Here is a 17,964-nt window from a genome sequence, read left to right on the forward strand (position 1 = left end):
CGCCCCGGCCCTTTCTTCGACCCACGACAGGAGTCCATGCATGACCATTGAATTCATCTGGCAATTGCCCACCAGCGGCGACGGCCGCTACGCGGCGCCCGGCATCACGCGCAGGGGCGAGCGAAACGCTGGCGCGCCCAGCCCCCTGCAGCCGGGCGTGAGCGACCCGCGCGGCGCGCATCCGCCCTTTAATTATTTCGACTACCTGCACCAGATCGCCCGCGCGGCCGATCTTTCGGGCTTCGACGGCATCCAGATACGCCACGATACGCAGGGCGATGAAAGCTGGATCGTCGCCGGCTACCTGGCGCGCAGCACGCGCCATCTGAAACTGATCGCCGAATTCGACGCCGCCTGGGGTTCGGCCGTTTACGCGGCAAAGAACGCCGTCAGCTTCCAGCGCTTCACGGGCGGGCGCTTCGCCTGGCAGATCGGCTACGGCGGCGATGCGGCAGCGCGCCGGCGCCAGGGTGATACGGCGCCGGACGCCGATATTGTGCCGCGCATCGATGAATTCATCACGGTGGCGCGCGGCGTGCAGAACACCTCGCCGTTCAGCTTCAAGGGCAAGTTCTTCGAAGTGCAGGACGGCGGCTTCAATGGCCCGCTGGCGAACCATCCTGTGAACAGCATCTACCTGACGGGCGAGTCGCCCGAGGCGCTGGCCCTGTCGGCGCGCCAGGCCGACGTGCACGTGTTTGACGCGGCGCCGCTGGCGGACTTGCAGCCTTCCATCGACAGCCTGCAAGCGCAGGCGCGCCACTTGGGCCGCGTCGTGGCGGCGGCCTTGCGCATCGACGTGCTGGCACGTGAAACCTTCGACGAAGCCTTGCGCGACGCGCGCCGCTACCGCAGCGGGGCGGGGCTACCTGACGATGCTCCGTTCGAGGATGATGCTGCCGCGTTCTGGCCCGGCTTTGCGCAAGCGCAAACGGGCGCCCACGGCGCCCTGGTCGGCAGCTATGAACAGGTCAGCGAGGCGCTGCAAGCCTACGCGCAGGCCGGTGTGTCGAGCTTCGTGCTGGCCGCCATCCCTCATTTCGAGGAAGCCTATCGCATCGGCGAACACGTGCTGCCACGCGTGCGGGCAGCGTTGAGCGCGCAGCTGCAAGCGGCTTGAGTTCCTGTATCCAACCTACTGAAGGAGTACCTTGATGGCAATCGATTTTTTCTGGCGCATCCCCACACATGGCGAACCGAGTTCGCACCGCGCCCGCACGCCGTTTCGCGGCGACTGGTTTCCCGGCAATGAAAAGCTGCGCCAGGCGGGCCTCGGTGGTGGCGGCGCCGACGGTTTTACCTACATCGACTACCTGGCGGAAATCGCCCGCGCGGCCGAGCTATCGGGCTTCCAGGGCGGCTTGATCCCGTCCTTTCCGATGACGGATGAACCGTGGGCCATTTCCGCGCTGCTGGCGCGCGAGACGAGCACATTCCGCTTCATGATCCCGTTCCAGCCCGGCTTTTTGAACCCCGTGGTGGCCGCGCGCATGACGGCCAGCCTGCAGCGGGCCACGGGCGGCCGCGCCCTGTACAACGTGATCACGGGCGGCGGCGGCCCTTCGCAGCTGTGGTGGGGCGATTCGGCCGGCCACGACGACCGCTACACGCGCACGACGGAATTTCTCGACGTGGTGCGCGGCGTGTGGCGCGGCGGGCCATTTTCCTACCAGGGCAAGTTTTACCAGGTGGAAGACGCGGGCCTGGCCACGCCGCTGTCGGAACAGGACTTCCCCGAAATTTACTTTTCCGGCTCGTCCGATGCGGCCCTCGGTTCCGCCTCGAAGCACGCTGATTACTACCTGACGTGGCTGGAGCCGTTCGAGCAGCTGCGCGAGAAATTCGCCCGCGTGCATGAAAAGACGGCGCTCCTGGGGCGCAAGATCAAGTGCGCCGTGCGCGTCGACATCGTGGCCCGCGCCACGGAGGAAGAGGCGTGGGACGAGGTGCGCAAGGGCTTTGACGCCGTGGATGCCGCCACCTTGCGCCAGTTCCTCGGCACGGACGGCGGCGATTCCGTGGGTGCGGCACGCCAACGGGGCAACCGTCCGACCACCCTGAACAGCTATAAGGACTTGATCACGGCGCCGAACATCTGGTCCGGCTTTAATCTCCTGCGCGGCGGGCAGACGCAGGGCATCGTCGGCAGCTACCAGCAGGTGGCCGAACGTCTCGACGAACTGGTGCAGCTGGGCGCCGACGCCTTCATCCTGGCCAGCACACCGCATCTGGAAGAAGCGTACCGGGTGGGCGAGGAAGTGCTGCCCCTCGTGCGCGGACATACGGCAGCGTTGTTGCGCGCCGCCTGAGTATCCCCTGTTGCCGCGACAGCAGCGCCACCGCCTGCTGTCGCGCAGGCAGCACGCGGCAGCAGCGCTGCTGCCAAATCAACAGCACTATCATTTCGATAGTCTTCTTTTGAAATCAAACACTTAAGTTAATTTTGCTGCGCTGCGGCAGCGGGCATGCGCCTTGCAATAACAGTCATCACCATCTCGCGTTTTGACTTTACTCAAGGATCACCACCCATGCGCCGTTCGACTGCCCCCGCCGCCTTCTCTTCCTTTCCCTTTCATCTGACCCCGCTGCGCCGCGCGTTGCGCTCGGCCTTCGCCATCGGCGGCTTGATGCTCGTCCATGGCATGGTCCACGCGGAAACGCCTGGCGCCGACGTCATTGCCTCGGCCGACGCCAACGGCACCGGCGAGGGCGCCTCCTTGCAGTCGGTGACAGTGACGGCGCAAAAGCGCGAGGAATCCGCGCAAAAAGTGCCGAGCGCGATCACGGTTCTCGGTGGCAAGGAGCTGCTCGATACTGGCGTCGGCCGCTCGGCAAGCGAAATCCTCAATTACGTGCCGAACGCCTCGGCGGGCACGCAGCAGCATGGCCGTCCGCGCTGGTGGATACGCGGCGTGGGCGCGGGCCAGCAGCAAATTGATTTTCCGAACCCCGTCGGTTTTTACCTCGATGACGTCTACATCAGCAATTCCAGCGCCACGGGCTTTCCCCTGTTCGACCTGGACCGGGTGGAGGTGCTGCGCGGCCCGCAAGGCACTTTGTGGGGCAAGAATACGACGGGCGGTGCCATCAATGTGATTTCGCGCAAGCCCTCGTTCAAGTCCAGCGGTTATGCCAAGCTCGATTACGGCAGCTACGACACCACTCTGGCCGAAGGCGCCATTGGTGGCGCGCTGGTCGACGAGGTGCTGGCGGGGCGCTTGTCTTTCCACACGGAGCAGCAGGACAAAGGCCGCTTCCACAACCAGTTTACGGGCGAGCGCGATGGAAAACTCAAGGATAGCGCCATCCGCGGTCAGCTCAAGGCCCTGATCGGGCGCGACCTGACAGCGAACCTGAACCTGCATTATCGCGACTACACGACCAAGGGCGCCACCACCACCGTGGCCAGCTACGGTGCCAATGGTGTGTACCGCAACGGCTACGTCCCCAGCACCAATCCCGATGATGTCAGCACGAACGCGCCGGCCGACAGCGACGTCAAACAGGGCGGCGCCCAGCTGAACCTCGAGTACGCGCTGGGCGAACTGACCCTGACGTCGATCACGGGCTATGAAAACTTCCGCAACGAAGCGACGGGCGACAGCGACAACACGCCGCTGGAAGTGGGCCGCAGCCGCTCGAAGGCAAGCAGCCGGCAAGTGTCGCAGGAGCTGCGCTTGACGTCGCCGCAAAACGGCGCCGTGAGCTGGGTGGCTGGCCTGTTCTATTTCAATGAAAAGATCGACTCCGATTCGGCCGGCGCGCGCCTGCCCAATGGTACCGTGCCGGCGCTGGCGGGCAGCACCCAGCCTGTCGGCTACAACCGCACCGTCTACCAGCACAAGGCGCGCAGCGCGGCCATCTTTGGCAGTACGACCGTCAACTTCAGCGAGCAGTTCCTGTCCACCTTTGGTTTGCGCTGGACCACGGAAACCAAGGACCTGGACTTGCAGCGCGTGCAGGCCGCATCGAACACGGTGACGTTTGGCGATACGTCGAACTGGTGGAACACGGTCCGGGGCGGCAATTACGCGGCCGCTTCGGTGACCAACAACAACTTCACGTCGAATCCATCCACCACGTGGAATGCGCTGACGTATGACGTGACGCCCGAGTACCGCTTCAGCCGCACCTTGCGCGGCTACCTGAAATACGCGCACGGCATCAAGTCGGGCGGCTACAACACGAGCGCCACGGACGTGCGCGCATTGAATACGGTGAAACCGGAAACCCTGAACTCGTTCGAGGCGGGGCTGAAATCGGAATGGCTGGACGGGCGCCTCAATTTCAACGCCAACGTCTTCCATTACGATTACAAGAACGTGCAGGTGAATATCACGGGCGTGTACAACGGCGACCCTACGCAAAGCGTCAATTACCTGCAGAACGTGCGCAAGGCCCACGTGAATGGCGCGGAATTCGAGATCGAGGCGCAGCCGACGGACAACCTGCACATCAATGCCAATCTGGGCCTGCTGCGCACGGAATTCGACGATTTCGCCATCCAGAACAATGGCGGCGACCGCTCCGGCAATGAATTCGTGCGCTCGCCGCACGTGACGGCCTTGCTGGCGGCCGACTACCGCTACCCGCTGGGCAATGGCGCGCAGCTGGTCTTCAGCGGCGATGTGCGCTACACGTCGAAGCAGTACTACTATGTCGACCCGCAAAATGCCGCGCGCGACTTGCTGAACCAGGGCGGCTTCGCGCTGGCCAATGCGCGCCTGTCGTATGTGCTCCCGGGCGGCAAGCAGCGGATCACGGCGTATGCGAACAACCTGGCCGACAAGGTCTACCGCAACCACACCCTCACCAGCTTCGTGCCAGGCGCCGTGAATGGCGACACGGTGATCATCGGCCAGGGGCGCACGGTGGGCGCGTCGTACACGGTGCAGTTCTGATCGCGCAGGGCAGGGGCGATATGCTATAGTCGCCGGACGTGGATGCCGCACCCTGTGCGCTGGCCACGTAACGTTCTCAGGGCGGGGTGCGATTCCCCACCGGCGGTAATGGCATGCGTGCCTAGCCCGCGAGCGCTTGCCGGCATGGTCTTCGGGCTATGACGACAAGGTCAGCAGACCTGGTGAGATTCCGGGGCCGACGGTATAGTCCGGATAAAGAGAGAGCGGGATGGAATCATTGTGTTGGTGCCGGCATACGCCCGGTGCATGGACGGCCTGCGTTTGCCGTCGATGCGCGGGCGCGTGTTCCTGCATGCGCAGTTGGGCGTGGCTTTCACGCGCCTGTCATATCCCCTTCGATTCTATGCCCTGTTTTTATCATTCTTGAAAACAGGAGTTATACATGTCACAAACATATGCAGCACCCGGCAAGCGCATCGCATTCATCCAGGCGGGCTGGCACCGCGACATCGTCGCGCAATGCCGATTGTCTTTCATCGCCGAAATGGCGACTCTGGGTTTCACGCAGGACGACATCGATGTCATCGACGTCGCCGGTGCCTTTGAAATTCCCCTGCATGCGCAAGTGCTGGCCAGGAGCGGCCAGTACGCGGCGATTGCCGCTTCCGCCCTGGTGGTCGACGGCGGCATCTACCGCCATGACTTCGTGGCCGATGCCGTCATTTCCGGCATGATGCAGGTGCAGCTGGCGACGGGCGTGCCCGTGCTGTCGGCCGTGCTGACCCCGCACCACTTCCATGCGGGCCACGAGCACCAGGAATTCTACTTCCAGCATTTCAAGGTCAAGGGCGTCGAACTGGCCACGGCTTGCGCGGCCACCGTCCACTCGCTGCAGCGGCTGGCGCAACCGGCTAGCGCGCCGCACGAGGCCTTGGCCGCCTAGGACGCCGTTTGCCTTGACGCCGTAGTACCCGGGGCCAGCGCATATTCGTGCGCTGGCCCCGTTTCTTTATGCCGCCTGCTGTAGCAGCGCGTCGAGGCGCCGTTGCGCTTCCTCCAGCGGCCGGCGGTCGATCCAGCTATCGATATCGACGTCGCGGTCGAGAAAACCGTGCTGCAGCTGGAAATCCTTCTGCTGACGGAACAGGGCCACCTTCTCGTCGGACAGGTCGGGCGCCAGGGTCAGGTGAAAACCGTCACGGTAGGCTTCGGCCACGGCGTCGGCGCCGGCCCGCGTTTCGCCCTGCAGGATGGCCAGCACGTCGGCCTGGTGGCTGCGCGCCCAGTGGGCGGCGCGCAGGGTTTGCGTCAAAAAGCGCACGACCAGCTCGAAATGCTGTTCCAGCATCGTTTCATGCACGGTAATCGGCCGTGGCGTGCCGTTATTGACGCGGAAGCGCCGGTCGGGCAGTGCGTCGATGGCTATGCCCACTTCCAGCCCGGCCGCGCGGGCCGCCTCGGCCGCCGCCGCGCCCTTCACGTAGACGGCGTCGACGTCGCCGCGCAGCAGCGGCGCGATGCCTTGCCACAGGCCCGCGCCCAGATTGGCCTGCGCTGGCGCGTCCGCGCCTACTTCCACCAGACGCACATCGTCCAGCGTCAGCCCGGCCGAGGCCAGCACGCCCTTGTAACCGGCCAGGCTCATGCCGCGCGCGATGCTGCGCCCGCGCCGGTTCTCGCGCAAATCCTCGGCGCGGAACACGGGTAGCGCCAGCCGCTTGCCCTGCAGCTGCGCCGGCGTCGTGATGCCGGAACCGGGGCGCACGAGGATGGCTTGCCATTCGTCGATCCAGGTCAGGCCGACCAGGCGCGTGGGAGCCCATTGCGCGCGCGCGGGCAGGGCCAGCAGGTTGCCCCCTTCGCGCACAAGCGTGGACAGGCCGTGATCGTAATGGTGGCGCGCCAGTTCGCCGCCTACTTCCTGCAGGGTTTTCAGGGCGATGCCGTCGCGGGCGAATTCCTCGTCCAGCCAGCCCAGTTTGTAGGCCAGGCCCGTGGCCGTGGGCACGGGGCAGCGCGTGAACCAGACGGTATCGACTGTATCGATGGGAGCGGAGCTTGCGGTAGTCATGGAATTCCTTCGTGATGGTGGAAGTCTTGAGCCGTGCAGGAAACGTGCCCGCGCCGCTTGCTGGCTTGCCGACAGCGCGTGCGCACGGTGCTGCTGCCACGCCAGCAGCCGCTGTTGCGCAGGCAGCAGGCATTCAGCATTTCCCCCCGCCCTGGTGCTGGCACGCGTCTTGCGAAAGTAGAGGCATGACTGATTCGTACCTCAACCTCAAAGAATGGAGCATGACATGACGGACGTGGCACAAGCGGAAACACAACAAGTGCAGGCGCAGGAGTTGACGGTAGCCGAACTGGCCTTCGTGGAGCAGGTGCGGCGCGATGCGCAGACGGCCTTCGACGGCTTGCGCGAGACGGGCAGCCTGACGGCCAACGGCACGGTGGGCTTTGTCGAGCGCACCCCTGGCGGTGACAAGGTGGTGGTGGTCAACGACCCGGGCCCGTTCCGCCGCGGCCAGCCCTTGAAGGCGGCCGTGCTGGCGCTCGATGGCACGGTGATTGTGGGCGACGCCAACAACGGCGGCGCGCGCTATTTAAAATTATTCCGCGAACGGCCCGAGGTCACGTCGATCTCGCATGTGCATTCGCCGTCCCTGGGCGCGTGGGCGCAGACGCACCGCACCCTGCCGATCCGCTACGTGCCCGTGCAGCGCTTCCAGCTGATACGCGAAATTCCCATCTATATCGACCGCCGCCAGCCGGAAGTCGATTTCATCCTCGGCGAAATCGCACGCAACACGCATGCCACGGCCATCCTGGAAGCGAATGGCGGCGCCACCGTGTGGGGCAAGCAGGGCTTGCTGAAGCTGGCCGAGTTCATTCTGCTGCTGGAAGAGGGCGCCAAGATCCAGATCGCGGCCGAAGCCATCGGCGGTTCGCGCGATTTCGGTCCCGGCGTGCTGCTGCAGCAATGGAAGATGAGCAAGCTGATCGACACGGCCCGCGCGCTTTCACTGCTTCCTGCCACCGATCTGGTGTAACCCTTTCAAGAACAGGCCCGAGATGTCATTGAAATTCTTACGTTTGAGCTGGCGCAAAGTATTCGCCACCGCCGTGGTGGCCAGCCTGCTGGCGCCCGCCATCGCACTGGCGGCCGCTGCCGAGCCACTGCCGGCCGCCGTGCGCATCGCCGTCGTGGCCCGTACGGCGCCGTCCGGCAAGACCGTGTTTGCCGGTTCGGCTGCCCAGGTGGCATCAACGGGCTGGCTGGCCGCCGAACTGGGCAAGCTGGGCGTGAAGCTGGAGTGGGTGCCCGTCACCACCAATTCGGTGGCGACGCAGGTCAACGAGGCGTTTGCCAATCACTCGATCGACCTGGCGCAGTATGGCGACTTGCCATCGATTATCGCCAATGCCTCTGGCTTGCAGACGCGGCTGATTTTGCCCGGCGGCAGCGCCAATAATACCTATCTGGTGGTGCCCAATGGTTCCACGGCCCGCTCGATCAAGGACTTGAAGGGCAAGAAGATCGCCCTGCACCGCGGGCGGCCGTGGGAATACCCATTCGCGCGCCTGCTGGAAGCCAATGGCATGACCTTGCGCGACGTAAAAATCCTCAACCTCAATCCGCAGGCAGGCGCAGCGGCCGTGGCGACGGGCGGCGCGGACGCCTTCTTTACCCTCAGCGACGCCTTCCTGCTCGAGGATAAAAAAGTGGGCAAGATCATCTGGTCCAGCAAGGCGCCCCCGCAGGACTGGAAGATGCGCGCGGAACTGTGGGCCGACAGCGGCTTCCTGCAACGCTATCCGCAGCTGGCCCAGTTGGTGGTGACGGCCTATGTGCGCGAGCACCACCGGGCCGCCGGCGCGGGTGGCGAAGATGAATATGTGCGCAGCGAGGCGGCGGCTGGGCAAGTGGAAAGCGTCGTGCGGCGTGAACTGGCGGGCGACCATACGCCGTGGCAGGCGCGCTGGTCGCCCTTGTTTACGGCCAGCCTGCGCCAGCACTACGTGGGCGAGGCGGCGTATGCGAAGAGCGCGGGCCTGATCGGGCGTCCCCTGCAAGTCGACAGCCTGTTCGCGCCCCAGTTCGTCAACCAGGCGCTTGCGCAGCTAAAGCTGCAAACTTACTGGACGCCATGACGGCGGCGCGCATGAATACTTTCGCTAACGCCATCGCCTTGCCGCGCGCCCCTGCGCCAGCGCACGCAGCGCAGAGCCCGTGGCTGCAGCGCTTTATCCGCTCGCGCTGGTCCGTGTGGGCGTCGCCGCTGGCCTTGCTTTTGCTGTGGAGCGTCGCGACCACCTATGAGTGGATGCCCGCGCACATTTTGATGTCGCCCTGGCAAGTGCTGCTGACGGCGGCAGACCTGGTCGAAAGCGGCGAACTGGGCCAGCACCTGGGCATCAGCCTGTTCCGACTGCTGGCCGGTTTCGGCCTGGGCGCCAGCGCGGGCCTGGCCTTCGGCGTCGTGCTGGGCCTGTCGCCTGGCTTGCGCAGCTACGTCGACCCTACTTTCAATGTCTTGCGCCAGTTGCCCACCGTGGCCTTGATTCCCCTGTTTATCTTGCTGTTCGGCATAGGCGAGAGCTTCAAGGTGTTTATCGTGGCCAAGGCCAGCTTCTTCATCGTGGCGCTGGCCGTGCATGACGCCATCCGCAACCTGTCGCAGCGCTACTTTGAGGTGGCGCACGTGTATTGCTTTTCGCGCTGGCAGCGCATCCGCCTGATCGTCGTGCCGGCCATCGTGCCGGCGTCGCTGACGGGCATGCGCATCGCCCTGTCGCGCTCGTGGATGGTGCTGGTGGGCGCGGAATTGCTGGCCGCCGACAGCGGCCTGGGGCAGATGATGGAAATGGGCCGGCAAATGTTCCGTCTCGACGTGGTGATGGTGGGCGTGGTGCTGACGGGCGTGATCGGCTTCAGCCTGGACCGTGCCTGCCACGCGCTGGAATCGTGGCTGATGCGCTGGAAGCGTAATGGGGAGTCCATATGAAACAACGCTTGATCCAGATCATCAAGGGCGCGCTGCTGCCGCTGGCCTTGCTGGGCGCCTGGCAATGGGCATCCGGCCAGGGCGCGGCGGCCGCCTACATCTTTGTCTCGCTGGGCGACCTTGCGCATAGCTTGCGCGACCTGGTCGTGACGGGCGAACTGTGGGTGCATTTGCGCGCCAGCCTGGGCCGCACTCTGGCCGGCTTGCTGCTGGGCGGCAGCGCCGGCATCGTCACGGGCGCGCTGATGGCGCAGTCGCCGCTGGCTGACAGACTGATTGGCCCGCTGTTCCACAGCATCCGGCAAGTACCCTTGCTGGGCCTGATCCCCTTGCTGGGCTTGTGGGTGGGCAATGGCGACGGCGCCAAGCTGCTGGTGATCGCCATCGCCGCCTTTTATCCCACCGTGCTCAACACGTATGCGGGCATGCGCCAGGTGGAAGGAAGATTGCGCGAAGTGGGGCAGGTGCTGACCCTGACGCGCTGGCAAACCTTGCGCCAGATTTTGCTGCCGGGCGCCATGCCGGCCATCGTTACCGGCGTCACGCATGCGCTGGCGTTCGCCTGGCTCGCTTGCTTGGGCGGCGAACTGCTGTTTTCGGCCGGCCCCGGCATGGGTTCATTATTGCTCAACGGCGAAGTATCGGGCCGCATGGATGTCGTCCTGCTGGCCGTGCTCGTGATTGCATTGCTGGCGCAAGCGATGAACGTGGCGTTCGCGCGGCTGGCACGTTTGCTGGTGAAGGGGCGCAGCAGTGAGTGAATCCCTTCCATTCCAGCCAGACGCGGCCGTCAGTGCGCGCGAAGGTGAACTGCGCGCCTTCTTGCTGCGCTTTATCGGCCTGACCCTGCTGTCGGGCGTGACTATCGGCATGAACAAGGTGCTGGCCACCTTGCTGGGGTTACATTTGCATGTGAGCAATTTCCAGCTGGCCGCGATCAGCAGCGCGGAAACCCTGGCCATGGCGCTGGGCACCATACCGGCCGGCTACATCTTGTCACGCGGCAATCCGAAGCACTTGTACGCGGGAGTGAGCATGAGCCTGGCGCTGGCTTTTTGCGTGCTGCCGTGGCTGCCTGGCTGGCAGTGGGTGGCCTTGCTGATGTTTTTGGTTGGCCTGTGCATTTCGCTGCGCATCGTGGCCATGAGCACCGTGTTTCTCGTGCGCCTGCCGGAACTGGGGCAGGGCAAGGCGGGCTGGTACAAGGGGACGTTGATCTTGGGCATGCAGTTCCTCGGGCCCTTGTGTGGTAATTACCTGATCGCGCAACTGGGGCTGAAGGCAGGCTTTTTGATATCCGCCCTGATGTTCGCCATTCTGGCCGTGCTTGGTTGGCAAGTGTTGCCCGATAACACGGCGCCGCGCAAGCAGGGGGGATATGCTGCCATGCCCGGCGCGGCCAGCCTGCGCGAGCTGCTGCGCCTGCCAGTGGTGCGCGTCACGTATCTGTTCGAGATCCTCGCCAGCTTCACGGCGTCCAGCGTGGGCGTGTTTTCCATCTTGCTGGCCATCCGCGTGCTGCACTGGCCTGCTCACCACTCCGTCTGGCTGATGGCCGTGCAGGGACTCAGTTGCGTGCTGGTGCTGCTGTTTCTGGGGCGCTTCGTGCTGGCCAGCCGCTACCGCGAACAGCTGTATGGCGGCGCGCACCTGGCCATCATGGCGGCCTTGCTGATCCTGGGTTTGTGGCCGGATAGCCTCGCCTACCTGGGTGCTTCCGTGCTGCTGGGCCTGGGCCTGGGCGTGAATAACCTCGTCAATACGGACAATATTGCCCGCGCGCCCGTCGACAAGGCCCGCGTTTCGGCCCATTTGACCCTGTTCGGCATGGTGGGCGGCACGGCTGGCGCGCTGGCGGCGGGCCGCCTGGCTGACCTGACGGGCTTGCGCAATGTGTTCCTGATCTGGCTGGCTCCGTGGCTGGCCGCCTGGCTCTATTTTCACGGCAGCCGCTGGCTGCGCCGGGCGCCGCCCGCCGCCATTCCTTCCTTAGCCCCCACCGCAGAGAGTGCGCCATGAATGATTTCGTTTCTCCATCGACCTTGCTGCCGCAGCGACAGCACCTGAGCGGCGGCTTGCAAGTGCAGCATGTGAGCAAGTCGTTCGCGCTGAAAGGCGCACCGCTGCTGGTGCTCGACGACATTTCCCTGACGATTGCGCCGGGCGAATTCGTTGCCATCGTGGGCGCGTCCGGTTGCGGTAAATCAACCTTGTTGCGCCTGCTGGCGGGTCTCGATACGGATTACACGGGCTTGCTGCTGCACGATGGTGTACCGATACGTGGCACGGCTTTGCACCGTGGCCTCGTGTTCCAGGATCACCGCCTGTTTCCCTGGTTGACGGTGCAGCAGAACGTGGCCGTGGCTTTCAGCAATACCAAGGTGCCATTGGCCGAGCGCGCATCGCGCGTGGCGGCGGAAATCACGCGCGTGGGCCTCGATGGCTATGCGGATGCTTATCCGCATCAATTGTCGGGCGGCATGTCGCAGCGGGCGGCGATCGCCCGCGCCCTCGTCGGGCGGCCCGATGTGCTGCTGCTGGACGAACCGCTGGGCGCGCTCGACGCGCTGACACGCTTGCGTTTGCAGCAAGAGCTGCGCCGCCTGTGGCAGGACGAGGGCATCACCATGGTGATGGTCACGCACGACATCGATGAAGCCGTCTACCTGGCCGACCGCATCGTCGTGCTCGATGCGCGCCCAGGCAAGGTGCGCCGGGTGCAGGACGTGCCGCTGGCCCATCCGCGCCAGCGCGGTTCGCCGGGCTTTGTCGCCATCCGCGACGGCTTGCATGCGGATTTTAGCGACCTCGACGACACGCACGCGCCCGTGGCGCAGGACGAGGTACACCCCAGCAGCTTATGGGATGGCAATGAATGGGCGCGCAGGATGGCGCTGTAGTTGACATGTCTGATCGATTCACCCACCAGGAGATAGCAAATGAGCAATGACAATCAAGTACTCGATACCCTGTGGTACACGCGCTGCCCCGTCCCGACGGGCCTGGGGATAGCCCTGCAACAAGGCTGGCTGGAAACAGCCTTGCGCGCGGACGGCACCAGCTTGCGCTCCTTGCGCGAGTCCGAGCAGAAAGCCGTGCGCGAATCGCATTTCGACCATACCTTGCAAAATTCCGTGCGCCACGGCGGCAATATTCCCGCCCTGTGGGCGCGCGCGGCGGGGCGCGAGACGCGCGTGATCGGCCTGTCGTGGTCGGACGAGACGCAGCTGATATTGACCTTGCCCGACAGCGGCATCAAGACAGTGCGCGACTTGAAGGGACGTCGTTTCGGCTTGCCTTTGTGGGCCAAGGCGCAGATCGACTTTGCGCGTGCGCAAGCCTTGCGCGGTATGGAAAACGCGCTGAGCCTGGAAGGCCTGGCCATTGCGGACGTGGAACTGCTTGACTATGTGATTGCGGTGGGACAGAGCGAATCACCGCCGGAGCAGGGCGCGGCGACGAATCTGTTCAGCGGCGCGCGGCGCGGCGGCCAAAGTCCGGAACTGCTGGGGCTGCTGCGGGGCGAGGTGGATGCCATCTTTCTGAAAGGCGCTTCGGCCGCGCAACTGGCGCAGCAGTTCGGCTTGCACACGGTGATCGACACGGGCATCCATCCGGAACCCCTGATCCGCGCCAACAACGGCACGCCGCGCACCCTGAGCGTGGATGCGCACTTGCTGGACCACCATTTCAGTTCCGCCGTCACCCTGGTCGAGCAGGTGCTGCGGGCCGAAGCGTGGGCGCGCGGCCATGCGGACGAGACGCGGCGTTTCCTGGCGCGCGAATCGAATGCCAGCGAGCACTGGGTGCAAGTGGCCTACGGCAAGGATGCGCATTTGCGCCTGGACACTGATCTGGCGGAAACGTCGATTGCGGGCTTGCAGGATTTCAGCGACTTTTTGTTCCGCTGGAACTTCCTGCCCAGCAAGGTCGATGTGCGTGCCTGGATCGATCCCCGTCCATTCGAAGCGGCGCTGGCGCAAACGCGTCGTGCGGCTTGAGCGGGAAGCACGTCAACAGTGGCCATGATTGATGATGAGGAGAATGGGATGCGGCGACGCACGGTGATGGGCGGGCTGGCGCTGCTGCCCCTGGCGGGACAGGCAGTGTCGGCGGCGAAAGTGGGGGTGCCACCGGCAGCCCTGCGCATCGCCTCGACGGGGTTTGCGGAAAACGGCAGGGCGGAACTGGGCGGCATCGCTTACCGGGTGCACCAGGAAGGCTGGTTGGCACGCGAACTCAGACAGCGGGGCGTGCGGCTGGAATGGCTGCCCGTCACGGGCGACACGGGTGCCACCATGAATGAGGCGTTCGCCAGCGGGCGCATCGATATGGCCGCGTATGGCGACTTGCCGTCAGTCATCCTTAACGCGGGTGGCGTGCGCACGCAGGTGATCGTTCCGGCGGGGAGGGGCACGGACCAGTTTTTGCTTGTGCCCAGCAGTTCACGCGCCACCTCGCTGGCCGACCTGAAGGGCAAGCGCATCAGCGTGCACCGGGGCCGGCCATGGGAACTGGGGCTGCGCCAGCTGATCGCTGACCAGCGCATGTCACCCACGGATTTTCGCCTGATCAATATGGATTTGAAGCCAGGTACGGCCGCCTTGGCCACGGGCGCCGTCGACGCCTTGTTCATGATCAATGGCTATCCGCTGGAAGACAAGGGCATCGGCCGCATCATCTGGTCCAGCAAGGGCTTGCCGGAGCGCAAAATGCGGGCGGAACTATGGGCGCGGCGCGACTTTACGCAAGCCCATCCCGACATCGCCGAACTGGTGGCCACGGCCTGGCTGCGGGCCCAGCACTGGGCGGCGCTCGATGGCAACCGCGAAGCGGTCATCAAGGATGGCACGCGCAACGGCACGCCCGACAGCGTCGTGCGGCGCAGCTATGACGATCCGGGCTTGCAGTGGAAGGAACGCTGGTCGCCCCTGTACGACGATGCCGTGTACCGGCATTACCGCCGGGTGCTAGCGTTTGCGCAGGAACAAAAGCTGATCCGGCTACCGTTGACGGCGGAAGAGTTGCTGGAACCGCGTTTCGTGGCGGCCGGCCTGAAAAAGCTGGGGCTGGCCAATTACTGGGAACCGGCCAAGGTGTAGCGGTACCGTTGGGCGCGCTTCAGTGCGGCAGGCACACGCGTCCCACCGATTTTACTCCCGTATCGCCCGCATGCGCGCGCAGTTGCAGCAGCATCAGGGCCACGCCCAGCATCAGCGCAGCCGCGCAGAGTTTCTTGTGCATCGTCGTTTCCGTTTTCACTATCTATGGAGGTGTTCAGCAATATTATTGCCGAAATTCACCGTGCGGGCTGAGCTTGTGCCAGGCGTGCTTTACAATTATGCATCGTGCGCATCCGCGCCATCTGAATGCTATGCATAGTATGTGAAGGGAATGACAAGCCTGTGACTTCCAAGCCGATCAAGATCGCCGCCACCGTCGTTGTGGCTCTCGCCGCTGGGGCCGGCATTTATGCCTATACCCGTCCCGCCGCCACCGCCACACCTGGCGCTCCCGCCTCGGACAGCCCGGCCGCCGCGCCGCAGTCCACCGCCGACACGGCTGCCGTGGCCAGCCAGTTCCGCGACTTGCTGGGCAATTTCCGCAAGATCATCGTGCTGCTGGCCGACGAGCAAAGTCTGCCGGAAGGCGCGCGCGACGAAGCGCGTAAAGTGGGGCAGGCGCTTTTCCATGAAAACCAGGAACGCATTGCCAAGCTCGATGCGGCGCTGGACCAACTGACGGCGCCCACCAATCCGGGCCGCTTCGAAGCGCTCGATAGCCTGTTGACGTATATCGAATCCGATCCCGGCCTGTACGATGCGGACCGCCTGGCTTTCCGCGAACTGCTGCAAAGCATGCTGGCCGACGTGGCCAGGGATAGCTCCTTGCCGGCCATCAAACTGCACAAGCGCATTTCCGAGGACCTCGATGCGCTGGGCGAGATCGAGCGCAATTATGAGAAGGAAATCCGGCAAATCTTCGGTAACCTGGGGCAGCGCGCCATCGAACTCAAGCGCGAACGCTGGGACGATTACGTGGCGCAGCTGAAAAAGCTTTACAGCCGCGAACAGATTCTGAAGGAAAACGGCATTGTCGTACCGTATGCGGTACCGCCCGCCGGTTCCATACCCGAAGCCAAGCCGGCGCCAAAAAAAGATGAGGCGGAAATCTTTGGCCTGGGCTTGCCGAAGAAAACCATCGTGCTGACCTTCGACGACGGCCCGCACCGCCGCTACACGGAAGAAATCAGCGCCATCCTGAAACAGTATGGCGTGCCGGCCGTCTTCTTCAACGTGGGCCGCAACCTGGGCTCGCTCGACGCGGAAGGCCACGCCAAGCTCAATGCGGGCGCGGAAGTGAGCCGCAAGCTGATGAAAGAGGGCTATGCCGTGGGCAACCACAGTTTCAGTCACGCCCAGTTGTCGAAACAGACGGGCGACAAGCTGAAAGGCGAAATCCTCGGCACGGACACCTTGTTGAAAGCCATCAGCCCCGAGCGGGCCGCGCTGTTCCGTTTTCCGTATGGTGCGCGCAACAGCGAAGGCATGGCCGCGCTGGCCGATGCGCATTTGAAATCCGTGATGTGGAATATCGATTCGCTGGACTGGGCCGATCCCGTGCCCAGCTCCATCACGAATCGCGTGCTGGCCTCCGTCGACAAGGCGGGACGCGGCATCGTCCTGTTCCATGACATCCATGAGCGCACGGTGAAAGCCTTGCCGGCCGTGCTCGACAAGCTGATCGCTGAAGGCTATCAATTCGCAGGCTGGGATGGCAGCAGCTTCCAGGTGGCGAAAAGCACGGCGCCCGCACCCGAGAAAGTGCCCGTCACCACGGGCTACGCCAATTCCTGGGCCGTGGTGATCGGCATCGATGATTATGCGAAGTGGCCAAAACTGCAATACGCGGTGCGCGATGCGCAAGGCATCCGCGAAACCCTGATCGAAAAGTTCGCTTTTGCGCCCGAGCGCGTCGTGACCCTGAAGAATGGCGAGGCGACGCGCAACAACATCCTGGCCGCCTTCCACGACAAGCTGGCGCATGGCGGCGTGCAAAAGAATGACCGCATCTTCGTCTTCTTTGCCGGCCACGGCGCCACGCGCAAGCTGAGCTCCGGGCGCGACCTTGGCTACATCGTGCCCGTCGATTCTGACCCGGCGCAGTTCGCCACGGATGCGATTCCCATGACGGAAATCCAGAATATCGCGGAATCGCTGACGGCCAAGCATGCGTTCTTTGTCATGGATGCCTGCTACAGTGGCCTGGGCCTGACGCGCGGAGCCGGTTCCAGCTCCTTCTTGCGCGATAACGCCAAGCGCATCGGCCGGCAAATGCTGACGGCCGGCGGCGGCGACCAGCTGGTGGCCGATGGCGGACCGAACGGCCACTCGGTGTTCACCTGGACCCTGCTGCAAGGCCTGGCGGGCAAGGGCGATCTGAACGGCGATGGCCTCATCACGGCCACGGAACTGGCAGCCTACGTGGCGCCCGCCGTGTCCAGCGTATCGAACCAGACCCCCGCGTTTGGCAGCCTGCCTGGCTCGGAAGGGGGCGACTTCGTCTTCGAATTGCCGGGCGAGACGGAGTTCCTCAGCCCGAATACGACACAGCTGTCGACGGAAGCCATCGCCCTGAACAGCAAGCTCGACGCCAAGCCGCAAGCTGCCAGCGTCACGGTGAAGGATTTGCAGGGCGGTGAACAAAAGATCGTCACGCCGGGCGCCGTGCCCACGTCGGCGCGCCAGCTGGCGCAGCGGGCCAACGACCGCGGCTTGCAGTTGTACAAGGAGAAACAGTATGCGGCGGCGGAAGCGCAATTTACGGAAGCGCTGAAATTGCGTCCCGACTTCGCGCTGGCAGCGAACAACCTGGGCTTTGTCTTCTACAAGCAGGAAAAATACCGCGAAGCAGCCCGCTGGTTTGAAAACACGGTCAAGATGGACCCGTCGCGCGCGATCGCCTATTTGAACCTGGGCGATGCGTATGCCAAGGCCGGTGATGCCGCCAAGGCCAAGGCCGCGTACAAAACCTATCTGGAACTGGCGCCGACGGCCTCGACGGCCCCGGCCGTGCGGCAAAAAATGGAGAAGCTGTAG

The 17,964-nt window shown here is 64.3% G+C and carries 15 protein-coding genes and 1 riboswitch; of the genes, 13 read left to right on the forward strand and 2 right to left on the reverse strand.

Annotation, left to right across the window (positions count from 1 at the left end):
- Positions 1-40 precede the first annotated feature (40 nt).
- From C8C89_RS16535 to C8C89_RS16550, 4 genes are all read left to right on the forward strand, one after another.
- The gene (locus C8C89_RS16535) at positions 41-1,120 is read left to right on the forward strand and encodes an LLM class flavin-dependent oxidoreductase (protein ID WP_133991116.1); all 1,080 of its coding nucleotides are present in this window, start codon (positions 41-43) and stop codon (positions 1,118-1,120) included.
- Between the two features lie 34 nt (positions 1,121-1,154).
- On the forward strand, positions 1,155-2,309 hold the full coding sequence (locus C8C89_RS16540; protein WP_133991118.1) for an LLM class flavin-dependent oxidoreductase: 1,155 nt from the start codon (positions 1,155-1,157) through the stop codon (positions 2,307-2,309).
- A 219-nt stretch (positions 2,310-2,528) separates the two neighbouring features.
- Complete coding sequence (locus C8C89_RS16545; RefSeq protein ID WP_133991120.1) at positions 2,529-4,901, forward strand: TonB-dependent receptor; 2,373 nt, start codon at positions 2,529-2,531, stop codon at positions 4,899-4,901.
- Positions 4,902-4,969: 68 nt separating this feature from the next.
- A riboswitch (FMN riboswitch) is annotated at positions 4,970-5,131 on the forward strand.
- Between the two features lie 173 nt (positions 5,132-5,304).
- Positions 5,305-5,805 carry a 6,7-dimethyl-8-ribityllumazine synthase gene (locus tag C8C89_RS16550; protein ID WP_133991122.1) on the forward strand — a complete coding sequence of 167 codons (501 nt, stop codon included), beginning with the start codon at positions 5,305-5,307 and terminating at the stop codon, positions 5,803-5,805.
- A gap of 66 nt (positions 5,806-5,871) precedes the next feature.
- Here C8C89_RS16550 and C8C89_RS16555 read toward each other — a convergent pair whose 3' ends face one another.
- Positions 5,872-6,933 (reverse strand): ABC transporter substrate-binding protein, encoded by a 1,062-nt coding sequence (locus tag C8C89_RS16555; protein WP_133991125.1) that lies wholly within the window; start codon positions 6,931-6,933, stop codon positions 5,872-5,874.
- 226 nt (positions 6,934-7,159) lie between these two features.
- On the opposite strand from C8C89_RS16555, the gene C8C89_RS16560 reads away from it, so the two are divergent.
- Genes C8C89_RS16560 through C8C89_RS16595 form a run of 8 tightly spaced genes read left to right on the forward strand, consistent with a single transcriptional unit; the run spans position 7,160 to position 14,967 of the window.
- Positions 7,160-7,909, forward strand: a complete 750-nt coding sequence (locus C8C89_RS16560; protein WP_133991127.1) for a class II aldolase/adducin family protein — start codon at positions 7,160-7,162, stop codon at positions 7,907-7,909.
- A 22-nt stretch (positions 7,910-7,931) separates the two neighbouring features.
- Complete coding sequence (locus C8C89_RS16565) at positions 7,932-9,011, forward strand: PhnD/SsuA/transferrin family substrate-binding protein (RefSeq protein WP_133991129.1); 1,080 nt, start codon at positions 7,932-7,934, stop codon at positions 9,009-9,011.
- An 11-nt stretch (positions 9,012-9,022) separates the two neighbouring features.
- On the forward strand, positions 9,023-9,865 hold the full coding sequence (locus tag C8C89_RS16570) for an ABC transporter permease (RefSeq protein WP_133991131.1): 843 nt from the start codon (positions 9,023-9,025) through the stop codon (positions 9,863-9,865).
- Positions 9,862-10,626: an ABC transporter permease subunit gene (locus tag C8C89_RS16575; RefSeq protein ID WP_133991133.1), complete on the forward strand. Its 765-nt coding sequence runs from the start codon at positions 9,862-9,864 to the stop codon at positions 10,624-10,626. Before C8C89_RS16570 ends, C8C89_RS16575 begins: the two co-directional genes overlap by 4 nt.
- A complete protein-coding gene (locus C8C89_RS16580) occupies positions 10,619-11,884 on the forward strand; it encodes an MFS transporter (protein WP_133991135.1) in 1,266 nt (421 codons plus the stop codon). The genes C8C89_RS16575 and C8C89_RS16580 overlap by 8 nt, the downstream gene beginning before the upstream one ends.
- The gene (locus C8C89_RS16585; protein WP_133991137.1) at positions 11,881-12,765 is read left to right on the forward strand and encodes an ABC transporter ATP-binding protein; all 885 of its coding nucleotides are present in this window, start codon (positions 11,881-11,883) and stop codon (positions 12,763-12,765) included. The genes C8C89_RS16580 and C8C89_RS16585 overlap by 4 nt, the downstream gene beginning before the upstream one ends.
- A gap of 39 nt (positions 12,766-12,804) precedes the next feature.
- A complete protein-coding gene (locus tag C8C89_RS16590; protein ID WP_133991139.1) occupies positions 12,805-13,866 on the forward strand; it encodes an ABC transporter substrate-binding protein in 1,062 nt (353 codons plus the stop codon).
- Between the two features lie 48 nt (positions 13,867-13,914).
- The gene (locus C8C89_RS16595) at positions 13,915-14,967 is read left to right on the forward strand and encodes an ABC transporter substrate-binding protein (RefSeq protein ID WP_166674768.1); all 1,053 of its coding nucleotides are present in this window, start codon (positions 13,915-13,917) and stop codon (positions 14,965-14,967) included.
- A 19-nt stretch (positions 14,968-14,986) separates the two neighbouring features.
- On the opposite strand, the gene C8C89_RS27530 is transcribed toward C8C89_RS16595, so the two are convergent.
- On the reverse strand, positions 14,987-15,109 hold the full coding sequence (locus C8C89_RS27530) for a hypothetical protein (RefSeq protein ID WP_279587394.1): 123 nt from the start codon (positions 15,107-15,109) through the stop codon (positions 14,987-14,989).
- A 161-nt stretch (positions 15,110-15,270) separates the two neighbouring features.
- Here C8C89_RS27530 and C8C89_RS16600 point away from each other — a divergent pair, with 161 nt between their 5' ends.
- Positions 15,271-17,964 carry a polysaccharide deacetylase family protein gene (locus tag C8C89_RS16600; RefSeq protein WP_133991143.1) on the forward strand — a complete coding sequence of 898 codons (2,694 nt, stop codon included), beginning with the start codon at positions 15,271-15,273 and terminating at the stop codon, positions 17,962-17,964.

It is taken from the genome of Janthinobacterium sp. 75, assembly GCF_004365495.1.
In the GTDB taxonomy this organism is placed as follows: domain Bacteria; phylum Pseudomonadota; class Gammaproteobacteria; order Burkholderiales; family Burkholderiaceae_D; genus Janthinobacterium.